A 23,516-nucleotide genomic window follows, 5' to 3' on the forward strand; every position below is an offset into this window, starting at 1 on the left:
ATTATAATTAAACATTAGAGGTGTAAAAATGAATATATTATTGATAATGATTAATGCACTTAATTCTCAATATCCGCCAATTGGACAGTATAATATTGTAGATTATTACAAAAAAAAATACCCAGATAGAGATGTTAATTTTGATGTAAAAGTATTTTCGAAGTTAAATGGAATGAAAATATTATCATTATTAAAAAGCAAGAAATATGACGTAGTTGGATTTGGATGTTACATATGGAATTTAAGTAGCATATTACCTTTTTGTAGAATTATTAAAAAGAAATTTAGAGATATTGCTCTTATACTTGGTGGACCAAGTATAACTTATGATGAAGATGAACAATTAGAATTATTAAGAAAGGGATTTGTTGATTTCTTAATCATTGGTGAAGGGGAATTAACTATGATGAATATAATCAACAAATTATATTTAAAAGAGGATATTAAATCATCTAATATCAAAATTGAAGGAGCAGTATATAAGAGTAAGAACAATGAAATTATTAAAAACTTGAGGACAAAAGATAATATTGTTGATTTAGATGAGGTTGTAAGCCCATTTATTTTACACGATGAACTAAAAAGTTACTATAAAAAATTTGGTGTTGTATATGTAGAGGGTAGTAGAGGTTGTCCTTACAAGTGTTCTTATTGTGCTGGTTCAAATCCTTTTTTTAGATGTAAAGATAATGATAAAATTGTTGATGAATTGAAAACTTTGGTAAAAAAAGGGTACAGTAATTTTTCATTCTTAGATGGTACATTAAATTACAATATTGAGAGAACAAAGACATTATTCAAGAAAATATTAAAAGAAGGTTTGAATATTAATATTGGGTTTGAATTAAAGATTGAATTAATCGATGATGAATTATTAGATTTAATGAAAAAAGTAGGGGTTAATAACCTTGAAATTGGACTTCAAACATCTAATACTAAAACATTAAAACTTATTAATAGGTATCATGATGAAGTTGCTTTTTCTAAAAATATTAAAAAAATTGTAAATAAAGGGATTAGCAGTGTAATTGATTTGATAATCGGTTTACCTGGGGAAGCACTAAGAGATTATTTTAATTCTTTGAATTATTGCTTCAATTTAGGGAATTTAAACATAACTGCGAATCTATTAAAATTATTACCAAATACAAAGCTATATTCACAAAAAGATATTTATGGATATGAAATTGATGTTAATAACTTAAATAAGGTTGTTTTATCTAATACTATGACCAAAGAAGATTTGATTTTTTCACAACGGACTATATTCGTAATTAGAAGGTTTTGGTCTATGGAATCTATGAAATTTAAAAATGTTATTAGAAATATTGTTAATGAAAAGTTTCAAGGTGACTTTGCAAAGTTCATCATTATATTAACTAATCATATTTTCATGTCAAATCATGTACAAGATGTGTTAAGTATGAAAAGTAAAGAAAAAATTGAATATTTGTATAAGCAAAATTTAAGTAACTCTAATATAACTAATCAGAATAAGGATATAGGATGAGCATATGATAATTGTTCAAGATTTAGTAAAAACTTATGGACAGGAAAATGAAAAGCTCGTTGAGGTTATAAAAGGAATGACATTTGAAATTAAAGATGGAGCTTTTGTATCTATAGTAGGACCATCTGGATCTGGAAAATCAACTTTATTAAGTATGCTTGGAGCTTTAAATACACCTACATCTGGGAAAATAATATTTGATGGAATTGATATATCAAAGCTATCCGAAAATTCATTAGCAGAATTAAGACAAAAAACCATTGGTTTTGTTTTTCAAAGATTTCATTTACTTCCTGATGATACAGCACTTGAAAATGTGCAATTACCAATGCTTTATAATAATAAAATCAGTCAAAAAGAATCAATAAAAAGAGCAAAACAATTACTTAATCAAGTTGAATTATCTCATAGGATAGATCACATACCGATGAAAATGTCTGGTGGAGAATGTCAGAGAGTTGCTATAGCTAGAGCACTTGTAAATAATCCTAAGTTTATTTTAGCGGATGAACCTACAGGTAATCTAGATACTGAATCAGGGTATAAAATTATAAATTTATTAAAAAAAATAAATAATGAAAAAGGAATAACAGTAATTGTTGTAACACACAATATGGAAATTGCTTCTCAAACAGATAAAATGATTGTGATTAAAGATGGGTTAGTAGAAAGGATTCAATTTAATGATAAGTAGAGAGTTGGTGTAAGATGAGTTTAAATCATACTATTGAATTGATAATCCGTTTAATTCAAAAGGATAGGGAAAAAATAATAAATCAACAAAAAAAGCTACAAGAAGAATTAGCACAAGTAAGTTTAAAATATCAAAATTCAAAAGCAGTAATAGATCGTAGTAAGATTGATGCTTTTGATGAAATAAATAAAGTCTGTGAATATTATATTTCAAGAGAATATGTTAAAACAATTGCAAGAAATACACTAATAATGTATATGTCTAGAGCTAAAGATTTTCAAAATGTATATGACAAACTTGCTGATATTGAATCTAAAAATGTTTATAAATGGAGATTAACATATCTTTTAGCATTAAATTTTTTAGAATTAGAGCAGGTAGATAAATATATACCAAGACCTGTACATAAAACTAAATTGAATAATGAAAAAATAGTTATAAATGAAAAAATAGTACAAGTATCTAATTATAAAATTAGATCTAATGAGTCTGTTGTAAATGAAATTTGGAGAAATAATCAATACTTATTAGAAGATATTTTATACCCTCAAAAGGGTGATATTGTATTCGATTTAGGCGGCTATCATGGAGAAACAGCTATTTGGTTTTACGACAAAATAGGGAAAAATGGACATGTGTATGTCATGGAACCATTCAATGAAAATAGGAAAATTATATATGAAAATATTAATACAAATAAGTTGTCAAAGAATATTACAGTAATTCCTTATGGAATTTGGTCTAGTAGCTGTAAATGTAAAATGGATGGAAACGGATTAAATATGAAGGTAGTTGATAATGAAAGCTGCAATTCTGTTATTGAAATGACAACACTAGATTTTTTATTTGAAGATAGAAAAATCGATCATATAGATTTTATTAAAATGGATATTGAGGGAAGCGAACTTGAAGCTTTAAAAGGAGCAGCAAAGATTATTAAACGTTTTAAACCAAAGCTTGCAATTTCTATATATCATAAAGCTGAGGATTTAATAGAAATACCAAATTTTATATTAGAGCTTGTACCAGAGTATAAGTTATATATATCGCATAAATGCAATGATTGGTGTGAAACTATTTTATTTGCAAAAGTATAATTTACTATTTTTACTTTTGTAGTGTTATTCATAGGAGGGCGTATGAAAATAGTCAAAGATAAAAATACTGATGAAATTAAATATAATTCACATGTATTGCTTTTTAATACTTACATGGGATCATGGGTGAAGTTATCACAACATGCATATGAAATGGCGAGTAGTATATTAAACAAAAATCAAGATGAAGCAATAACTACGCTGAAACAGGATTATAATATTTCTGATGAAACAGCAAATAGCTTTTTACAATTTTTATTGAAGAACTATTTTATTTCTAAAGAAACTGAGAATATTAAGAAAATCCACGGCACTAAAACTGATGCTATAAGAGTGAAAATGTGTTATTTTCACATTACAGAAAACTGCAATTTTAAGTGTTCTTACTGTTCATATGATGCAAATAGCACGAGTAAAAAAGAATATTCTACAAATCAATATAAAAGTTTAATTAGGAAATTACAGTTAGATGGAATTGAAGAATTGGTGTTATCTGGTGGAGAACCACTATTAAGAAAAGATTTAGAAGAATTATTAAAGTTTTCTGAGGGAAGATTTAAAAGCATTGGATTAGTTACCAATGGCTCGCTAATTGATGAAAAAAAGGCTGAGTTATTAACAAAATATGTTAACAAAATTCAAATTAGCATTGATAGTGGTATTGAAAAAATAAATGATGCTACAAGAGGAAAAGGTTCTTTTAAAAGAGCTATTAAAGGTTTAAAAAAACTCAAATCAGCTGGACATAAAAATATCTTAATATCTCCAACTATCACAAAAATAAGTTTAGAGAATATTGAGTCTATTGTAGAACTAGCTAATGAGTTTGATGTTTATTTAGAGTTAAATTTCTTTACACCTTATGGAAGAGGTATAGAAAATTACGATAAACTTAAAATTAATAACGAAGATAAGGTAGAAGCTCTTATTAGATCTTGGAAAAAAGCAGATGAATTAAATTATACTAGATACAACATCAATACTTACTATAAAAAGAAATCAAAGATTTCTCTTTCATGTGGTATTTGTAAAGATCAAATAACTGTTGATGCAAACGGTGACATATATCCTTGTCCACTGTTAATGTCAGATAAATTTAAGATAGGTAATTTATTTAATGAAAAATCTTTAAACAAAGTTATTGAAAAAAGTGTTATATCAAAACAAATATTGACTAGAAATGTTAATTCTATAGATGAATGTAGTGCATGTGAAGTTAGATATTTCTGCAAAGGTGGATGCATGGCATACGATTATCAGCAATCTGGTAATCTGTTTGAAAAAGGTGGAGATTGCAGTGCAATAAAGAATTTATATGAAGAATTAATATTAAATACTGATAGCAAAAGAGACTTATCATTGAAGTTAAAAGATATAAGTTCGAGGGTGATGAGATGAATTTATTAAAAGAAATTATCAAATTAGATAATTATAAAAAATACCCATTACAAAATGGAATGTTATATATTGATGATAATAATAAAAAATGGTTTAAGCTAGATTCTAAAACTGCTCAGACCTTTGAAAAGTTTAATGGAAAACGTTTTAGAGACTTTTATAAAGATTTAAACCCTCAAAGTAGACTAAGAAGGAAAAGAATTTTAGCATTAGCTTCAATGTTGTTTACTGAAAATAAAGAAACAAAAATAGAAAATGTTAACAAAAGTGCATTTTTCGTAATAACAAGAAAATGTAATCTAAAATGCATACAATGCTATATTGCAAATGATAAAGTTTCAGATGAAGTAGAGCTTAATGTTGATGAAATTGAAAATGTATTTAAAAAACTAAAAGAATATAATTTTACTTCGTTAGTTATTTCAGGCGGAGAACCCTTGTTAAAGGATGAAATTGAATACATTTTAAAGCTTGCTAATCAATACTTTGAACATGTAAGTATTAATACAAATGCAACTTTACTTACACCTAGATTATGTAAATTAATATATGAATATAAGATAAGCGTTATGGTTAGTCTAGAAGGAATGTCTGAAGAATTAAACGACCAAATAAGAGGTAAAGGAACAAAAAAAAGAATATTGGCAGGCATAAAATTACTTAAGGAGCATCTGGTAAAAGATATTACTTTAGCAATGACATTAACAAACATCAACATTAATGACAACCTTAACTTATATAGATACTGCTTAGAAAATAATATTAAGTGTTATTTCTCAGTATTTTTCGAAAGTGGACGAGGACGTTGCAACAGTGAATTATTAAGCGTTGATCCACTAGTGCTTGCAAATAATTTTGAAAAAATGATGGCATTTGAAAATAAGGTATTAGATGAACTAGGTGTTATTGTTGAGGAAGATACGATAAATCCTTTACTTAGAGGATGTAAGAGCAAGTGTGGTGCAGCTTTGAGTATGTTAAATATTATGCCAAATGGAGATGTTTATCCTTGTCCTAATATGATAGAAAAAGAACACTTACTAGGAAATATAAAAAATAGTTCGGTTGAAGAATTAATGACTTCTGAGGCAGCAAAGGTTTATCAAGCAAGGGATTTATATACTGTACAAGAGTGTTCTGATTGTGAAGTAAGACTATTATGCGGTGGAGGATGCATGGCAAATTCTTATATAGATACAGGTTCTATATACACTAAAGATCCTTTGTGTTTATTTTACAAAGAGGTATTTAGTAAGGCGTTATAAGGGGGATATATGAATAGATTGCAAAAGTTATTTAAAATTATAGCTATTATAGTATTATCATTTATTGGTTTTATAATAATAGATAGTATTTTTAGCATAGCGGTACATTTTTTATTAAATAAATCAGGAATTAAAGTAAAAAATTATTTTAGCTGGTGGAATTTTGCGATACTTATAACTAGGACTTGTATAACATTTTTGTACATAAAAATTGTATTTAAGATAGTAAAGGTTAATAAAAAAAGTTTCCATACAAATAAAAAGAATTTATCAGTAGTAATTTTATCAAGTATAGTTTTTGGTATGCTGTTGATATCAATAATAATTGGGTTGAGATATTCATTTGACATGATAGACAGTATACATATAAAAATAATCTCTGCTGAAAGCATTTCACTTGGAATAATATGTACATTAGTTTCAGTGACTTATGAAGAATTAATTTTTCGATTATTTTATATTAATATTTTAGAAAACATTAAATTAAATGACAAAATCATTATGTTTGTGACATCAGCATTATTTACTGTTTTACATCCATTAAGTGTACAAGGATTACTAGGATGGATTACATTATTCCTATTTGCATTAATTCTATATTACGTATACAAAAAAATTAATTTCTATGCTTGCGTAAGTATACATTTTGGATGGAACTTTATAAGCAGTGGTGGAAATATAATAAAAATTAAGTATTTAACAAATACAGACATACAACTACTATTTTCAAAAGGTATATCTATAATTGTTTTATTAACTGCGATTATTATAATTACTATTTATAATAAGAAAAAGAATGTTTATGAAAAATTAGAAGCGTGAGGTGTAATATGGAAGAAAAAATTGTTTTAAGTAGCAAAAAACCTAAACTTAATAAGATAATGCAGGGCATATTGCTATTACTAGCAATTGGAATTACTGTAATACTATCGTGGAAACTATCAGTTTCGCAAATGGATAAGCTACTTAAAAATACAGAATGGAACAATTTGGGATTCGAGTACATTGCTAGTTTTTCAAAAGTAATATTTATGACATTTATTTATTTTATAGCTGTAATTATTGTATATGCAATTACAGGAGTATACAGTAAAATAAAAAATTTGGATACAAAGACCATTGGTCTAAAGCGAACATATAGTACTTTCTTATTAATTATTTTAATGAGTATTTTAGTTCCACTATTGCTAGGTACTTTAATTAGTAGTGATCATTTAATAAGTATTGGTAATTCTTACGATGTTGTATTAACTCAGCTTCTAGAATATAACGATTTTACAATGGGGTTAGATTTATTTACTAAGAATATAAATATTCAAAGTGATACTATTAATTTTATTCTTAAAACAATTAATTTTTTTACAGTATTAGCGTTTATCTACTTATTGAACAGACTAAAATTATTAGGTATTACTAATAAAAGTTATGTTTGGATTCAAGCACTTGTATTTATTTTCATAGTGTGGGCATTATCTCATATTAATATTTTAAGCTTTGTTACTTGGGTCAACTAACGGAGGTAAATCATGAAAAAGAAGTATTACTATTTTATTATAACTGTATTAATACTAATACTAATAATTTATCTGAATAATTCAAATAAAACTAAAAACTATAATGTTAAAGAAGTAATGGTGGAAAATGTAGAAGTAAAAGATTATGTTGAGACCTCAATAAATGCAAAAGGCACACTAAAATTAAAAAACAACTCAATATTTAGTATGTCTTTAGATGAAGCGCTAACTGTAGATAAAATATTAATTGATGATGGTATTTATGTTAATGTAGGTACACCGTTTATTAGAGGGCATTATATAGATGAAGTAGCTTATAAGGATAAATTATCAAAGGTAGATATGAATTTAAATTACGCAGAACAAGAAATTAAGACATTAAATTCAAAGATATTGTTAAAAAAAGATGAAATTCAAAACTATGGAACATTAATAAACGAAAAAAATAAATTAATTGAAGAGCAAATAGTTCAAGAAAAAAACAAATATGATGTTCAATTAATTCCAAAGGCAGAGTATTTGAGAGAAACAGCTTCATTGAACATAAAATTGAAAGAGCAAAATATTGAATTTATTAAAACGCTAGAATTACTAAAAATAGAACTAGATGGTTTAATGTTTGAATTAAAGAATCAACAAGCAGATAAATTATCATTAAGTGAAGATAAAAAAAGATTAATAGAGCAGCAAGATATCGAAATAAAAGCATGTTCTAATGGATATATTTACTTAGCTCAGGATATCAAGATAAATACGATATGCAATAAATATGAAACAATAGCTAATCTGTATGATGTAAGTAAAAGTGAGAATTTCTATGTAGAAATTAAGCTAACAGCATCAGAATACAAAAAATTAGCAGATAATGCATCAGGTATTATATATTTAAATGATTTTGAAGGTACAGAACTTAATGGAACAATTTCAGAATATACACCAATAGTTTATCAAAATAACGGTTTGAATTATTATATCATTCGTATGAATGTTAACAGAGACAATGATACAAAGCGATTATTGAATAACATGCCTGTATCTGTAAAAATTGATTCTAAAATTAAGGCTACAGCAGAAGAACAGAATTGTAGTGATGATAAAGGATATTTAATGCTTCCAGCAACTTCAGTAGTTAATAGAGATGAAAAAACAGTAGTATTTGAATGTAAAAAATCTGAATCAGGAGAAGAATATTTTGCAAAAAAACATGTAGTTGATATTGTTTTTACAGTAGCAAATAATGTCTTTATAAAATCAGATAATTTAGATAAAAATGCTTTGGTTATTACAACAGGTAATTATGATTTGATTGGTGGAGAAAGAGTCATTATAGACAATGGTACTGAAGGTGGTAATTTTAAAATTGATATTGGAGACTAGGAGATCATATGAAAATTATTAATATTGTAAAGATTGCATTCAAATCATTTAGTAAACATAAGATAAGATCTGTGTTATCTATTATAGGCATAATAATTGGGATTATTACAATAATAGTGGTTATGACTATAAGTGAAAATTTAAAAATTTTTATTTCAAATGAATATGATAGAATAGGGACCAATATGCTTTGGATTACAATATCTAAAAATACAAATATTGAAAATTCTATTTTAACAAATGCAGATTTAGATTCTCTTTCTAAAATACAAGGTATAGATAATATTTCTCCAAACTTAATTGAGTACTCTACAATTAATCAGAATAATGCAAATGGAGATGTACGAATTATTGGTGTTAGTGATGAGTTTGAGCATATAAGAAAATTACCAGTTAATGGTCAATTCATTAGTAAGAAAAATATTGTAAATGAAGAGAATGTTTGTGTTATTTCAAATAAAATAAGAGAAAAATTTCTATATAAGAATATAAATCCAATTGGTGAAAAAATAATGATTAAAAATCATGAGTTTGTTGTGATTGGATATATTGATAAACCTGAAACTAATACAGTGACAAACTTTGATAATCCATATGATGTTTATGTACCATACAGCATAATGGAAAAATACTTTGGCATTAATGGCATAAACTACATTTTACTGTCAGTTGATGATGAAAATAAAATTAATCAGTATAAAGTTGTGTTAACACAAAAACTGCTGATTCTAAAAGGTAAAGATGCAAAATATGATATTGATAGCTTAATTGAGAATAAAGAAAGGTTTGAATTAATTTTTAATATTGTAATTGCTGCTACTGCATTACTTACTTCAATTAGTTTGATAGTAAGTGGAATTGGTATTATGAATGTGTTGTTAATGTCAATTAATGAGAGAAAATGGGAAATTGGACTTCGAAAAGCCGTAGGTGCAAAAAATAATGATATTGTTTTGCAGTTTCTATTTGAAAGTTTAATATATTCGGTTGTAGGAATTTTTATTGGTATATTAATTAGTATACTTCTAATAATGATTATTAATCAGATATCACCTGTAACTTTAAAGATATCATATTTATCTTTAGTTTTAAGCACTAGCTTTTGTACAATAATAAATTTAATGTTTGGATTATTACCAGCTATTAAAGCATCAAAAATGGATCCTTTAGAATGTTTGGAATAAAACTGGAAAAGAGGTGAATATTAAATGGAAAAGATTAATTTTTTATTAACACAAGTTGAAGGAAAAAATATTGTATTTGATGGAGAATCTTTATCAATATTTGAAATTAGTGATCAGATGGTTCCATTTTTTCAAACTTCTGAAATTCTAGATAATAAAACAAAAGAATCTTTTGAAGAAGAAATAGAGTATTTACAAAACCAAGGATATTTAAGAAAGTTAAAATCATTTGATGCTAAAAAAATAAATACTAAGAATTATTATCTTAGCATTCAAAACACGTTAGAATGTCCATTGAATTGTTCTTATTGTTTCAGTAAAAGAATAAAATGTTTACCTAGAAAAATGGCTAAAGAAACTTCGGTAGAAATTGTTGATTTTTTTAGAAATGGTATTGGAAAGGATGCAAATAATTTTGAAATCTATTTCACAAGTGGTGGAGAACCTTTAACTAACTTTGAAGTAATTAAAGAGGTATACAATTACTGTAATAGTCTTGATGATTTGATTAAATATGATATTGGATTTACAACTAATGGAGTATTAATTAATGAAAAAGTATTAGATTTTATAGAAAAAACTGATATTAGAGTTGCTATGAGTATAGACGGTGACATAGAAAAACATGATAAAAATAGAAAATACATAGATGGCAGAGGCAGTTATAAAGACACAATGAAAGCTAGTAGGATGATTATAAATGCTATGAATAGTCCTGAAAGGAAATTATACGTTTTTTCTGTTATAATGCCGGAGGATAATGATTATGTATCACGGTTGAAATATATGGTTGATTCTGGATTTGAAAAAGTTCAAATGAAAGTTGTTAGAGATTGTGATAATACAAACAAAATAATAAACAAGGAAAATATTGAAAATATAAAAGTGAACTATACTAAATTAGCAGATTTTCTTAAAGAAGAAATTTTAAACAATCGATGGAAGTATGTTATGGCTCTTTTGGATTATAATAATTTTTTAGGACAAGCAATGATTAGGATAATATCAGGGAAAAAAGCATTATATCGTTGTGAAGCTGGGAAAACTAAATTTTCAATTTTACCAAATGGTGATATTTATCCATGTGATTTTTATTCAATGTATCCAGAGACTAAGATGGGGAATATTAAATCTGGATTTATAGATGATAGTGTTGTTGGCAAATGGTATGAAAAAACTTGTGATTCATATGAGGTATGCAGTACTTGTTGGGCTAAATACATATGTGGAGGATCATGCTATTTTAGTAGATATATTAATAAGGGTAAACAGAATGAGTTAGTTTGTGAAATAAATAAACACATAATAACGTTAGTAATTCAAATGGTAAGCAGTTTGAAAATTAATAATAATGCAATATTTAAAAGGCTTGAAAAAGTTGTAGAAAGTATAATTTCATATAGGTAATAATAACAAAATGGGGGGATAAGAATGGAAGTTAAACAAATCTTAAAAGATATTAATACTATTTTAAATGAGAAAATGGAAATAAAATTGGATAATGATATAAATGAAGAAACTTCATTTTTAGAAGATGGATTAAATTTTAATTCAGTTACAATATTAGAATTTATTATCGAATTAGAATTATTGTACAGCATAGAAGTTGATGAAGACGAACTGGAAGTGAAGCACTTTAATAAGGCAGCTAACTTAGCAGAATATATAATTGGAAAAATAGATAAATGATGGATATAGATATTCATGCCATAACATTTAGAGGAGAAATCTTTGGCTTTTCTCCAGCTAATGGAGTTATTCTTCGCTTAAACAGACAACTAGAAGAAATAATAAGATCAAAAAAAACTGTTGATTTAAATATAGATGATAATTCTATAAAAGCTATGGCATTATTGAATAAATGGAAAGAAAAAAATATTATCAAGAATTATGATGATATAGGAACAATCTATGATTTTAGTAATTTGATTAAGATAAATTGTATAAAATTCAAAAAGAACAAGCTAACTGCATTAAAAACATCTAAAAAAATAATGAAATACTGGAATACCAAACCAAATCAAATTAGATTTGCTTCAATGAAAAATGATTTAGAGGTTATGAATGATAGTAATTCAAATAGTATTACATATCATTTAAATGATGAGATTGATGATAGTATGATTTGTCAAATAGATGATGAAATAAGCAGGTTGGTTAGTAATTGTTATATTATTCCTAGTAAAAACTTAATTGATAATATTAAAATTCTTTCTAAAACATTTAGCAAAGGTAATAATATTGAAAAAATAATTAATATGAAATCCTTAAAAAAAATTATAAACTGTATTAAGCAAAATAAAAGAAGGGTTAGAAAATGTGACTCGGGAACAACCAGCTGTTTCGTAAATGATGATGGTCAGTTATATAAATGTGAAAAGTGTATTTCAAAGCAATATCAAATTAGTGATTTAAGTCAATTCAAAAAAACAAATACAATATACGAGAATGAAACATGCTCAAGATGCTATGCACGTTTTATATGCGGCGGAGTGTGTCCTGTTGTTTGCAAACATGATGATTACTACTGCCAATGCATGAAGGAAACATTAAGTTTGGCTATAAAAATATTAATTTTTTTAGAAATGGATGAGATAAAATCATGAAGATTTGTACTGGAATAAGTTCATTAGATAACCTTAGATTAATTATTGATAGTGAAGCAGAAGAATTCTATTGTGGTGTATACAATGAAAATTGGGTAAAAAGATTTGGATCTTTTTCAGCAATTAATAGAAGACCTTGGAAGAATTCAAATCTATCAAGTTTCTATGAACTAGAAAACGTTATAAAAGAAGTTCATTTAAAAAAGAAAAAAGTATTTTTAACATTAAATGAACATGTATATACTAATCAACAAAAACCTCTACTAACAGAATATATTAAAAAAGCAACTGATTTGTCTGTAGATGCAATAATTGTTTCTGATATTAGTATTATGCAATTAATCAGAAATATTTCAAAAGACATAGAAATACATGTTAGTACTGGAGGTGCAGCCTTTAATACAGAAAGTATATCTTTTTATGTTAATAATTTTGGTGTAACAAGAATTATTCTGCCAAGATCAATCAAACTTTCTGAAATAGCGTTGTTTAAAAAGAAATTTCCTAACATAGAATTAGAAATTTTTATACTTAATGAAGGTTGTACTTATATAGATGGTTTTTGTAATCAGCTTCATGGCATTCGTTATGTAAATGAGAATGGTGATAATTTATATGGTTATTCTCCAACATGTCAAATTAGATTTGACACTATTAAAGCACAAATGAATGAATTTAATTTAGATGAAAAACAACTGCTACATTTAATAAATAAAAATCTTCATAAGAATATTAATTGTGGAATTTGTTCTTTATATAAAATAAATAAAATTGGAGTGGATAGCCTTAAACTTGTATCTAGATCCACAAATATTGTAAACACAATGAGCGATATTAAAAGGTTAAGTAAAGCTATTAATTTATCAAAGAGTAGTATTAATGAGAAAGAATTCCTATTAGATGTAAAAGAAAATAAACTTGTTTGTTCTAATTTTCCTAATAGTAAAGAGTGTTTGTACTCAGATAATTGAAAGGAGTAACCAATGAGAGATATATGTTTTATTCATTCATCAAGTGGAAAAGGTGCTGATCATTGGGTAATACCTGCGGGAATATGTGGAATTGCTGATATACTTAAAAAAAGTAATATAAAAATGGTAGGTATTAATCTTGCTCTAGAAAAATTGTTAAATCATGATTTTTCGTTTTATGATTGGCTTACTAAAAATAGATTTGAGTATTTTCTTATAGAAATTCATTGGTTTGTTCATTTAGAGCAAGCATTTAAGAATATTGATCTAATAAAAAAAATATATCCATCAAGTAAAATTATTGTAGGTGGTCTTACAGCTTCACTATTTTGTAAAGAAATAATTAACAGCAATAATAATATAGATTTTATTATAAAAGGAGATAGTGAAGAACCATTGTTGGATTTATTAAAGAAGCTAGATAAAGGTAAAGACATATATGATGTTAAGAATTTGATTTATAAAAAAGATGACAAAATAATTATTTATAATTCCGAATACATCTTAGAAAATTTTAAAAATATCTCGTATGGAGATATAACATTCATGAAAAATTACAAATATTTACTGTACTATCCATTTCCTAATGCAAGCTGTAAAAGAAGTAGTTATTGGCTAGTGAATGGACGTGGGTGTATATATAATTGTAAAACATGTGATGGAGCTAAGGAAATTTGTAATAAATATTTAGGTAGAAGCAGATTAGTAAAAAGATCTTCAGAAGATGTTTTAGAAGACATCCGTAATATTAGTAAAAGATTTGAAGTTGAAAATATTAATCTAACCCATGATATATGTTCTTTTGGAAAAGATTATTATACTAAATTCTTAACTGAATTTTCTAAAATAAATAAAGTAAAGCTGTATAATGAATTTTGGCAGATTCCAAGCACAAGTTTTAATAATATTATAGAAGAATTTGATTTAGGCAGTAGGATGCATTATGCAATAACTGCACATTCAGGTAATGAAAAAATAAGAAAAGAATACGGTAAAAAGTATACTAATAATGAATTAATTAAAGTTTTGGAATTTTGTAGAAAACACAATATTGAAGTTACATTGTTTTTCTCTAGAAATATTATTGAAGAAACAAAAGAAACAATGTTAGATACTCTTAAACTAATAAGAAAATTAAAAATGATGAAAATAAAAACATTAAAATTAGTATATGATTATATAATTATTGATCCTATGTCTTGTATAAAAGAAAGATTAAGCAATGGGTTAATGGAATTCACAAAAACTGACAATGATAAATTGAAATTTTGTTATAATGACGAAATTAGAAAGATGGTAGTTAATAGAAATAATAGATTAAACATTATTGAGAACAAAATAGTAAGTGAAATTTTGGAGGCGTAATATGAATGTGAAGACCGTTGTAATACTTTCAGGAGGAGATGGGAAGCGGTTATATCCATTAACTGATTATATTCCGAAATTCGCAATACCTGTTATAGATGAGCCGCTATTGATTAAGCAATTAAAATGGATAGTACCTTTAGGAGTAGAAAAAGTGCTATTAGTTATTAATAAAAAAGATAAATTTTGGGCTGATAAAATTAGTAAAAATGTCAAAGAAAAATTTTCATTTGATTTGATAATACGACTAGAACAAGAAAAAAAAGGACTTGTAGAAGCATTAACTAATGTAGAGAATGATATTGATGAAAATTATTTTATGATGATTTTTGGAGATGAATATTTCAATAATCCAAATTTCTTTACAGATGTTGCCGAAATTAATAAAGGATCATATATAGGAGCAATGAGTACAGATAATCTTGATGATATAAAAAAAGGCTGCAATGTAGTAGTAAATGATGAAGGTAGAATAATTAAACTCATTGAAAAACCAGATGATTATGATATTAAGACTTCTTATTATTGGAATGGTATTGCAGTACTGAATAAAAGCTTTTTTTCCGAAAAAAGTACATGTTCTTTATCAGATACAAAAAACAACATTACTTTTATTAATTGGCTTAATAAATTCATTATGAAAAGTGAGGTTAATATGCTTATCGAAAATGGGTTTAATGTAAATATAAATAATTTAAAAGACTATGAAAAATGTTTATCCATAGAATTAGAAAGCCGGGTAACGATATGAAGATACTAACTATTATATATCCTTCTACTGGTATTGGAGAGTCGTATACGGCAGTTAGTTTTTCAAAACAAATGAAAAGTTGTGGGCATGAAGTTATTTATATAGGACATGAAATGTTAAAATTTATTTTAGCTAATAGTAGTGATAAAATATACTATTTTAAAAATAATCTGATGGCTAATAAAATCCTATTTGAAAAAGTTATTAAAAAATTTGAACCTCATGTAGTTTTATTTACAGATTATCATATGTACAAAAGAAATCAATTAATAAAGATTCCATTTTATTTTGAATGGTTAAAAAATACCAATGCTAAAACTTATATTATAGATACTATAGGGAATTGCTATAAAAAATCAGTTGAAGGTTCTATCTTTGGATCAGATTGTTTAAGTCTACAAGTACCAAATTGGGTTGAAAAAATTCTTAGACCAGTACCATTACATGATCCAATACAAAATTATGTAGAATATGTTAGTTATTGCGCTTTGAAAAATCGAGTATCATCAGCACCTACAGTTGATAAAATTTTACATAAATCAACTAATGATGATTCTAAAATAATACTTTTTCCTATAGGAAATTGGATTGATAAAATAGGTAATATTAACGAGAAGAAAAGTCTTAAATTAATTATAGATACTATATTAACTTATATTGACGATTTAAATATTAAAGCAAAAGTTTTTACTTTTGGATATTGGGATTATAGTTTTAATTTTAATAACATAGAAATTGATCAAAGTTTTTCTCAGCTATCGATTGAAGAAACAGATTATTTGATAAAAAAAAGTAATTTGGTTATTACAATTAATGCAATATCAAATATGGCTTCAAGAGCAATCCAAAGCAATGTAAAAGTCGTAACTTTTGTTAATTCAAAATCAAGGACGCTTGAATCGTTAAAATGTGAATGTAATATTTCACAGAAAAATAAAAAAAGAATACTAGAGTATTTTGATGATAAATTCAATGAAGTATCAAGATATATGATATTTCCAGAAACAGCTATAGAAGTGTTGAATAAATTTTATTCAGTTAACAAAGTTACAAAATCATTGATGAATATAGTAGAAATTTTTAATGAAAAAGAAGCAGCTGAAATATTAAGATCAATTTTAATAGAAAATGATAAAAATAACAGTGATTTGTACTCTAAATATATTGAAAGTTGTAGAAAATTACCATGTCTAAGTAAAATTATTGAGGAGAAACAGAATGAAAAAAGCTATTAGAATATCACAAATTAAAGAGTTGGAGCTTATACAGAATAAATATGACCATATTTATTTTGGAGATTATCATTGTAATGAATATTTGATTACTAAAGCTGAAATGAATTATTTACTAAAATATTGCAAAGAGAGAAACATAGGTTTATCAGTTATTATACCATTTTTATTTGAAGAAGATTTTGTTAATCTAAAAGAAATATTACAAATAGCAGAATATAACTATAAAATAGGTATAGTTGTTAATGATTGGGGAGTATTGAAATTTATAAATACTTTATATGGTAGTGATATAGAGGATAAATTTAGAATTGAAACTGGTATTCTTTTAAATAGAAAGAAAAAAACTCCAATAACTGAAAATGTATATTTTAAATTAGAAGAGAGCATTAGAGAAAATTTACAAAATACATCTTTAAATATGAGAGAGTGTTGGGGTTTATTAAAACAGTATCATGTTAGTGGAGTGCACTTTGAAAATACATATAACAAGAATAATATAGAAGAAAATTTTCCTTTTAACAAAATATTGGTATATCCATATGTGAATGTGACTTTAATTCGAAGTTGTCCTTTAAAATCTATAATAAAGGAAAATATACATTCTTGCTGTAGATATTGTAATAATAATGATATTTATTTAGGTAATAGTACTGTGAATTATAATGTTATTTTAAAGGGAAGAAGTATCAGATATACCAATACTTCAAATGTGGACATGCATATGTATGACTGCATAATAGAAGATGCTAATAAAAAAGGTTAAATATACATTAGACTGATTGTAAAAATAATGCTTGTACCTAGATTTTGGTTTTCTTATAAATTAAAAATCTAGTGACAATAGAAATTTACTATGAAGGGGGGCTAAATATCATGAAAGAACTTGAAAACTTAGGTATCGTAGTAGGAGCAGAAGTTGAAGATGAGGCTTGCTTATCAATATGTCAATGGGCAGGTTGGAATTTCGAACATAACCACTGCTAATAAAAAGATGTATAAATGCGTCTGATTGGCTTTAGCTAATCAGACGACATTTATATAAAAAATTCTAATTACGAGGTTATAATTATGAAAATATTAGCACCAGTAAGTAATGTTGAATCAGCCAGATTATTTATAAAATCTGGAGCTGAAGAAGTTTATTTAGGAGCAGATGATGAGTTGTTTTCTCAAATGTCGATGACAGGAAGAGGTAAATCAGCTTATGATGGAAGGCAGATATTATGCAGTTTTAAAGAGTTGAAAGAAATTGTGAAAGTTTGTAAAGAGAGCAACACTACTGTCAATTTTTTATGCAATTTTCCTTTTATTAATGATGAAATATTTAAAGGAAAGAAATTCATTGACCATGCAGTAAATTATATCGAACGAGGAATAGATGCAGGAGTAGATGCAATAGTAGTTGGTGATATTGGGTTATTAAATTATTTAAAAGAGAGAGAATATAATATAGAAGTACATGCAAGTGTTTTTTTGAAAACGCTAAATGTTTATCAGGTTGAATTTTTTAAGAAACTTAATGTAAAACGTATTGTAACTTCTTATCATATTACGATTGATGATATTAGAGCTATTAAAGAAAAGACCAATATTGATATTGAAACGATTGGATATTTAGGATGTTCTTTTTATAATGGTATGTGTAGTTTTAAACACGATATTGGAGAAAGGTATGATGCAGATTTTATCCCAGGAGTTACTTGTAAAAATACATATCGTGTTAAAAAGAATGGAATAGAAATGAATGATAATATCCTTGATGTTGAAAGCGGTTGTAGTATATGTTCCTTGAAAAAATTAGAAGAAGCAGGGGTTGATTCACTAAAAATTGTTGGGAGAGATAGAAATCCAGAATATATAGCTAAAGTTATATCATTATACAAAGAATCACTAGAAAAACTAAGGAATGAAGTTGAGCCAAAAACTTTGCAGGAAAATCTTCCATATTGGTGGAAAAGACAGTGGTGCAGAGCTAATAAGTGTAAATTTATTGATAGAAATAGTGATTTAAAGTATATGATTGGGAGGTAAAGATGGAAGTTTTTAATTTGGTACAAGGTATTCAAATTGAATCTTGCAATAATATAGTTTTAGGACATGAAACTTGTGCTAATGCTTTTATAAGTAGTATGGGAACTTTTAATTTTGATAAATTTGAACAAAAGAATATTAGAATTGTGACACCTATGGTTCCACAAAAACTTATAGATAAAATTTTTAATATAATTAACGAAATAGCAGCTAAAAAAAAGATAAAAGTAGTATTTAATGATGTAGGGTTACTTTATATGTGCAAGAACTTAATTGACAATAATAAAATTAATCCAGTAATAGGACGTATTTTAACACATTCATTTTTTGATTGTCCTTGGAGTTCCAAGATATTAGAATGTGAAAACAATGATGTAAAATCTGCTTTTAATCAATATTTTTGTCTTGATCATAGTAAAAAGAAATTATTTGAAGAATATAATGTAAAAGAATTTGAGTTAAACTATCACAAAGGTGATGCAGCATATAATTTAAAAAAGAATGGATTCAAAGTGACTACATATAATTTTAATAAATTGCTGTCAGTTGGAAGAATCTGTTTTGCTGCAAGGTTTTTTCAGTTATATTATCCTAATTGCTACAATGAAAATATATGTAAAAGAAAAGTACACTTAGATGTTGTAAAAAAATGGGGTAAAAATCGAATTATTAATGATGAAATATCAAGTTTAGATAAAGCTTATTTTAAAAATAATTATCTGATTGGCAATGCTGTTTATGAAGAAATTAATATTGGGCAAAATACAGATGTTGATTTGTATGACAATGTAATTTTAAAATAGGAGGTAATTTATAACAATGGAAAAGTACATTCTTTATATATTATTAGGAGCGCTAATTCTATTTTCAATAATTATTATAGTAAAACCAACAGTTTTTATTACATTTTATAATACTGTATTAGGATTATTTGGTTTGCAAACAAAAAGTATTGATGGATCTTATAAAAAAATAAGAATATTAGGAAGTGTATTATTGATATTTTATGCTATTATTTTAAAATATCTGGTTTAGCATGAGGAGTGATGAATATATATTGTCAAAGCTATGGTTTAATTACACCATTTGGTAATGGAGTTAATAAACTTTGGGATGCAATAAAGTATTCTAAAACTATAAAAAATACAAACGAATATGGGAAATTATTTATTAGAGATAATAAATCAGTAACTGAAGTAATAAATCTATTGTGTGAGGATTCTATTAGAGAGACACTTAGACGAATAGATATTTCAGAAAAATCTATTGCAAATAATAAGAGAGTTGGTCTAATAGTAGCTTCAAGTCTTGGAGCAGTAGATTTAGGCTATTCGAGTGAGAACAAAAAAATAGATGATAGATTAAAAAATTATGGAAGAATTAATAGTATTACTGCTAATTTAGTAGCAAAATTTAAAATAAGCGGGTATAGTACTACAGTTACAAATACATGTGTTTCAGGCGCATCAGCATTATTAATAGTAGAGCAGTTATTAAAAAATGATATTTTAGATCAGTGTTTTATAGTTGGATTTGATTATATAAGTGGGTTTATATCTGATGGACTAGAATGTTTAAAAATATTAAATAAAGGTAAAACAATGAATTATTTTTCTGATAATAAACAAGGAATATTATTAGGAGAAGGAGTGGGTACTTTATTAATTGGTAAAAATTATTTACCTGATTCAAATTTTAGAATAAAAAGTTCAGTAATTACAAATGACAGCTATGATATTTTAAAACCATGTAAATCAGGACAAGGGTTAAAACTGGCTATAAAAAAAGCTATAAAAAAATCAAAATACAAATGGTCAGATTTAGACATCATATGTTTTTGCAGTAATGGAACAAAAATAATAGATGAGGTTAATGATAAATTATTAAACTATATATTTGATTGCTATAATGTACAGGCTAAAGTTACTTCAATAAAGCATTTAATTGGACATACATTAGGAGCTTCAAATATTATAGAATTAATTGCATTATTTTTAATGATGGAAAATCATTATGTTCCTACTATCACTGCAAATATCACTAATACAAAGATTAGTAAAGATATTTATTCCAATAAATTTGCAAATTCTCGTTTTGAAAAAGCTATGTTATTTTCCTCTGGTTTTACAGGAGTAAATTGTTGTATTGTTTTGGAGGGTATAAATTGAGTAGGATATTAGCATCTAAGTCTTTAACTGTTAATTGCAAAAGTAAAGACTATAGAGAATTAAATGATTATAGATATATAAAAAATGAAAAATTGATATATCAAAACAATTTAGTATTGGAAGCAATAATAGTCGTTCAAAATTTATTATCAAAAATAAAATTTGAAGAAAAAGAACTTGAAAATACAGGAGTTTTAGTAAATGTAGATAATGTAATGGAAGTTTTTCAAGATGAGTTTGTTGAGAATATCTATAAAAGAGGTATTAAATCACCAATGAAGTTTATGAATACCGCTCAAAATTTGATATCAGGGATAATAGCTATAACTTTTGGTATTGAAGGGTTTAATTGTAGCATATCTGATACTAACCCTAAAAATGGAGAAATAATTGCTGAATCTCTAATAGCAAATAAAGAATGTAAATATGTAATCTTATTAAATATGAGTTTACAAAATAATTTAAATGCCATATTCAAAAAAAAGACAGTCAATATATGTGGTCAAGTATATGGGTATTAAATGGAGGTATGAAATGAAATATAAAAATTCAGATTTAAAAAAAATATCATGTATTTTAAAACTTATGCTTCCACTAAAAAAGTATGCAATTTTGGCTGCAATTGCTACTTTGCTAATCATTTTATTATCTATGGTAGTACCGTATTTTAATATGATATTAGTTGATGAAGTTATATTAAATAAGAATATTTTAATGTATAAGAATGTAATGATACTATGGATTCTTTTAATTCTTATAAAACCTTCAATAGAGATAATTAAAAATAGAAATCTGGCGTTATTTGATATTCATTTTGACAGACAAATAAGGAAAAAGATGATGGATAAAATAATGTATCTACCTTTATCCTACTTTGATAAAGAACAAAAAGGATATATTCAAGCCCGAATGAATGGTGATATAGCAGCACTTTATTCAATTGGTGCTGGCGCTGTTATAAAAATATTTAGTGACATAACAAAATTAATAGTGGGATTAATAATGCTGTTTAAAATCAATAGTTTTTTAACTCTTATAACATTATTGTTAATTCCATTGGTTATTATTAATAACAGGATTTTTTTTAAAAAAATAAAAAAGATGAGATCTATTATTCAGGAACATTTAGCAAATATTAGAGGATTTACTGTTGAAAACTTAATGTCAATTGAAATAATAAAATTTTTCAACTTTGAAAGTTTAAGAATGAATCAATTTGATCAATTGTATGATGAAAACGTGAAGCTAAATAAAAAAAATGCATATTTAAATATTAAGATAAATTTTATAAAACAATTAATATCTAGTATCATTCCTTTTGCTATTTGGGCTGTTGGAGCATGGATGGCTATCAAAGGAGAAATGACATTGGGTGAAATTACTGCTTTTGTAGGATACATGGGGTTAGTTTATGGACCAGCTATTAGTATATTTAGTTTGAAGTTGAACTTACAAGGTGCTGTAGTTGCATGGGAAAGGATTAATGAAATACTAAAAATAGAAGATGAAAAATCTGATAATGAGAATAGATTAATTCCTACTATAGAAAATGGTGATATAGAGTATAAAAATGTCAGTTTTAAATATTCGGATCAAAGTGATTATATAATTAAAAATTTAAATCTAGCAATAAATAAAGGTGAAAAAGTAACTATTATTGGTGCTAATGGTTCAGGTAAATCAACTATGCTTAAATTATTGTTGGGTCTTTATAATCATTATGAAGGTAGTATAACCATTGATGATCAAGAGATTAATCAATGTAATGTCTTTGAAATAAGGAATCAAATTGCTTATATGAGCCAGGATATTATGCTATTTAGGGGAAGTATATTGGATAATATTAGATGTTTTAATGCTAAAATAACTTGTGAAGAAGTAAAGCAGTTAATCAAAAGTTTAAATTTAGAAGATATATTTCAGGAATATGGTTTTACATTAGATAAGATGGTAAATGAACAAGGAAAAAATCTTTCTGGAGGACAAAGACAATTAATTAGTTTTTTAAGGGTAATGATAAAAAAACATTGTAAGATAATAATTTTAGATGAGGGTACATCCGCTTTTGATTCTAAAATTGAAGAACTTATATATGATAGAATGCAGTTTTTGTGTAAGGATAAGACAATAATAAATATTTCTCATAAGAAAACATTTATTGATAGTAGCAGTAGAATACTAGTTCTTAAAGATGGTAAATTATCTAAAAAGGATTATAGCACTGTATTAACTGAAAGTAGTATTTGAAATGTTTGTCGATAAGTGACTTTGCAAATAGTTTGTATAAAAATATTGTAGGGGGGTAAAAACATGTATAACGAACCTGATGTAATAGTAAAAGAAACTTGCT

At 25.9% G+C, this 23,516-nt stretch carries 24 protein-coding genes; all 24 read left to right on the top strand.

The genetic code is table 11. The features are described 5' to 3' along the window. Positions 1-28 precede the first annotated feature (28 nt). The 24 genes from AYC61_RS00230 (at position 29) to AYC61_RS00340 (ending at position 23,413) form a co-directional block, all read left to right on the top strand. The gene (locus tag AYC61_RS00230) at positions 29-1,510 is read left to right on the top strand and encodes a B12-binding domain-containing radical SAM protein (RefSeq protein ID WP_066494957.1); all 1,482 of its coding nucleotides are present in this window, start codon (positions 29-31) and stop codon (positions 1,508-1,510) included. 4 nt (positions 1,511-1,514) lie between these two features. Beyond that, positions 1,515-2,204, top strand: a complete 690-nt coding sequence (locus AYC61_RS00235) for an ABC transporter ATP-binding protein (protein ID WP_066494960.1) — start codon at positions 1,515-1,517, stop codon at positions 2,202-2,204. A 14-nt stretch (positions 2,205-2,218) separates the two neighbouring features. Then, positions 2,219-3,301, top strand: a complete 1,083-nt coding sequence (locus tag AYC61_RS00240) for an FkbM family methyltransferase (RefSeq protein WP_066494965.1) — start codon at positions 2,219-2,221, stop codon at positions 3,299-3,301. Positions 3,302-3,343: 42 nt separating this feature from the next. Then, positions 3,344-4,699, top strand: a complete 1,356-nt coding sequence (locus AYC61_RS00245; RefSeq protein ID WP_066494969.1) for a radical SAM/SPASM domain-containing protein — start codon at positions 3,344-3,346, stop codon at positions 4,697-4,699. Beyond that, positions 4,696-5,964: a radical SAM/SPASM domain-containing protein gene (locus AYC61_RS00250; RefSeq protein ID WP_066494987.1), complete on the top strand. Its 1,269-nt coding sequence runs from the start codon at positions 4,696-4,698 to the stop codon at positions 5,962-5,964. The genes AYC61_RS00245 and AYC61_RS00250 overlap by 4 nt, the downstream gene beginning before the upstream one ends. A 9-nt stretch (positions 5,965-5,973) precedes the next feature. Continuing rightward, positions 5,974-6,786: a CPBP family intramembrane glutamic endopeptidase gene (locus tag AYC61_RS00255; RefSeq protein ID WP_066494991.1), complete on the top strand. Its 813-nt coding sequence runs from the start codon at positions 5,974-5,976 to the stop codon at positions 6,784-6,786. An 8-nt stretch (positions 6,787-6,794) separates the two neighbouring features. Beyond that, on the top strand, positions 6,795-7,478 hold the full coding sequence (locus tag AYC61_RS00260) for a hypothetical protein (protein ID WP_066494997.1): 684 nt from the start codon (positions 6,795-6,797) through the stop codon (positions 7,476-7,478). Between the two features lie 12 nt (positions 7,479-7,490). Continuing rightward, entirely contained in the window at positions 7,491-8,855 is a 1,365-nt protein-coding gene (locus AYC61_RS00265; protein ID WP_066495000.1) for an efflux RND transporter periplasmic adaptor subunit, read from the top strand. An 8-nt stretch (positions 8,856-8,863) separates the two neighbouring features. Then, entirely contained in the window at positions 8,864-10,039 is a 1,176-nt protein-coding gene (locus tag AYC61_RS00270) for an ABC transporter permease (protein WP_066495003.1), read from the top strand. Between the two features lie 24 nt (positions 10,040-10,063). Further along, positions 10,064-11,446: a radical SAM/SPASM domain-containing protein gene (locus AYC61_RS00275; protein WP_066495004.1), complete on the top strand. Its 1,383-nt coding sequence runs from the start codon at positions 10,064-10,066 to the stop codon at positions 11,444-11,446. Positions 11,447-11,470: 24 nt separating this feature from the next. Beyond that, a complete protein-coding gene (locus AYC61_RS00280; RefSeq protein ID WP_066495007.1) occupies positions 11,471-11,728 on the top strand; it encodes an acyl carrier protein in 258 nt (85 codons plus the stop codon). Then, a complete protein-coding gene (locus tag AYC61_RS00285) occupies positions 11,725-12,645 on the top strand; it encodes an SPASM domain-containing protein (protein ID WP_066495009.1) in 921 nt (306 codons plus the stop codon). Before AYC61_RS00280 ends, AYC61_RS00285 begins: the two co-directional genes overlap by 4 nt. Then, positions 12,642-13,616 (top strand): peptidase U32 family protein, encoded by a 975-nt coding sequence (locus AYC61_RS00290; protein ID WP_066495012.1) that lies wholly within the window; start codon positions 12,642-12,644, stop codon positions 13,614-13,616. The genes AYC61_RS00285 and AYC61_RS00290 overlap by 4 nt, the downstream gene beginning before the upstream one ends. A gap of 12 nt (positions 13,617-13,628) precedes the next feature. Beyond that, positions 13,629-14,981, top strand: coding sequence for a B12-binding domain-containing radical SAM protein (locus AYC61_RS00295; protein ID WP_066495014.1), 1,353 nt, complete (start codon positions 13,629-13,631; stop codon positions 14,979-14,981). Between the two features lies 1 nt (position 14,982). Continuing rightward, positions 14,983-15,732, top strand: a complete 750-nt coding sequence (locus tag AYC61_RS00300) for a sugar phosphate nucleotidyltransferase (RefSeq protein WP_066495017.1) — start codon at positions 14,983-14,985, stop codon at positions 15,730-15,732. Further along, a complete protein-coding gene (locus tag AYC61_RS00305; RefSeq protein WP_066495020.1) occupies positions 15,729-16,967 on the top strand; it encodes a DUF6365 family protein in 1,239 nt (412 codons plus the stop codon). The genes AYC61_RS00300 and AYC61_RS00305 overlap by 4 nt, the downstream gene beginning before the upstream one ends. Continuing rightward, positions 16,951-17,730 carry a hypothetical protein gene (locus tag AYC61_RS00310; protein ID WP_066495022.1) on the top strand — a complete coding sequence of 260 codons (780 nt, stop codon included), beginning with the start codon at positions 16,951-16,953 and terminating at the stop codon, positions 17,728-17,730. The genes AYC61_RS00305 and AYC61_RS00310 overlap by 17 nt, the downstream gene beginning before the upstream one ends. A 71-nt stretch (positions 17,731-17,801) precedes the next feature. Further along, a complete protein-coding gene (locus AYC61_RS20865; RefSeq protein ID WP_156456276.1) occupies positions 17,802-17,951 on the top strand; it encodes a hypothetical protein in 150 nt (49 codons plus the stop codon). 84 nt (positions 17,952-18,035) lie between these two features. After that, positions 18,036-18,998, top strand: coding sequence for a peptidase U32 family protein (locus AYC61_RS00315; RefSeq protein WP_066495024.1), 963 nt, complete (start codon positions 18,036-18,038; stop codon positions 18,996-18,998). Between the two features lie 2 nt (positions 18,999-19,000). Beyond that, entirely contained in the window at positions 19,001-19,801 is an 801-nt protein-coding gene (locus tag AYC61_RS00320; protein WP_066495027.1) for a hypothetical protein, read from the top strand. A gap of 16 nt (positions 19,802-19,817) precedes the next feature. Continuing rightward, entirely contained in the window at positions 19,818-20,033 is a 216-nt protein-coding gene (locus tag AYC61_RS00325; RefSeq protein ID WP_066495030.1) for a hypothetical protein, read from the top strand. Between the two features lie 11 nt (positions 20,034-20,044). Continuing rightward, complete coding sequence (locus AYC61_RS00330) at positions 20,045-21,166, top strand: beta-ketoacyl synthase N-terminal-like domain-containing protein (protein ID WP_066495032.1); 1,122 nt, start codon at positions 20,045-20,047, stop codon at positions 21,164-21,166. Continuing rightward, entirely contained in the window at positions 21,163-21,687 is a 525-nt protein-coding gene (locus tag AYC61_RS00335) for a hypothetical protein (RefSeq protein ID WP_066495038.1), read from the top strand. The genes AYC61_RS00330 and AYC61_RS00335 overlap by 4 nt, the downstream gene beginning before the upstream one ends. Positions 21,688-21,700: 13 nt before the next feature. After that, a complete protein-coding gene (locus AYC61_RS00340) occupies positions 21,701-23,413 on the top strand; it encodes an ABC transporter ATP-binding protein (protein ID WP_066495047.1) in 1,713 nt (570 codons plus the stop codon). Positions 23,414-23,516 lie beyond the last annotated feature (103 nt).

It is taken from the genome of Abyssisolibacter fermentans (assembly GCF_001559865.1).
Taxonomy (GTDB): domain Bacteria; phylum Bacillota; class Clostridia; order Tissierellales; family MCWD3; genus Abyssisolibacter; species Abyssisolibacter fermentans.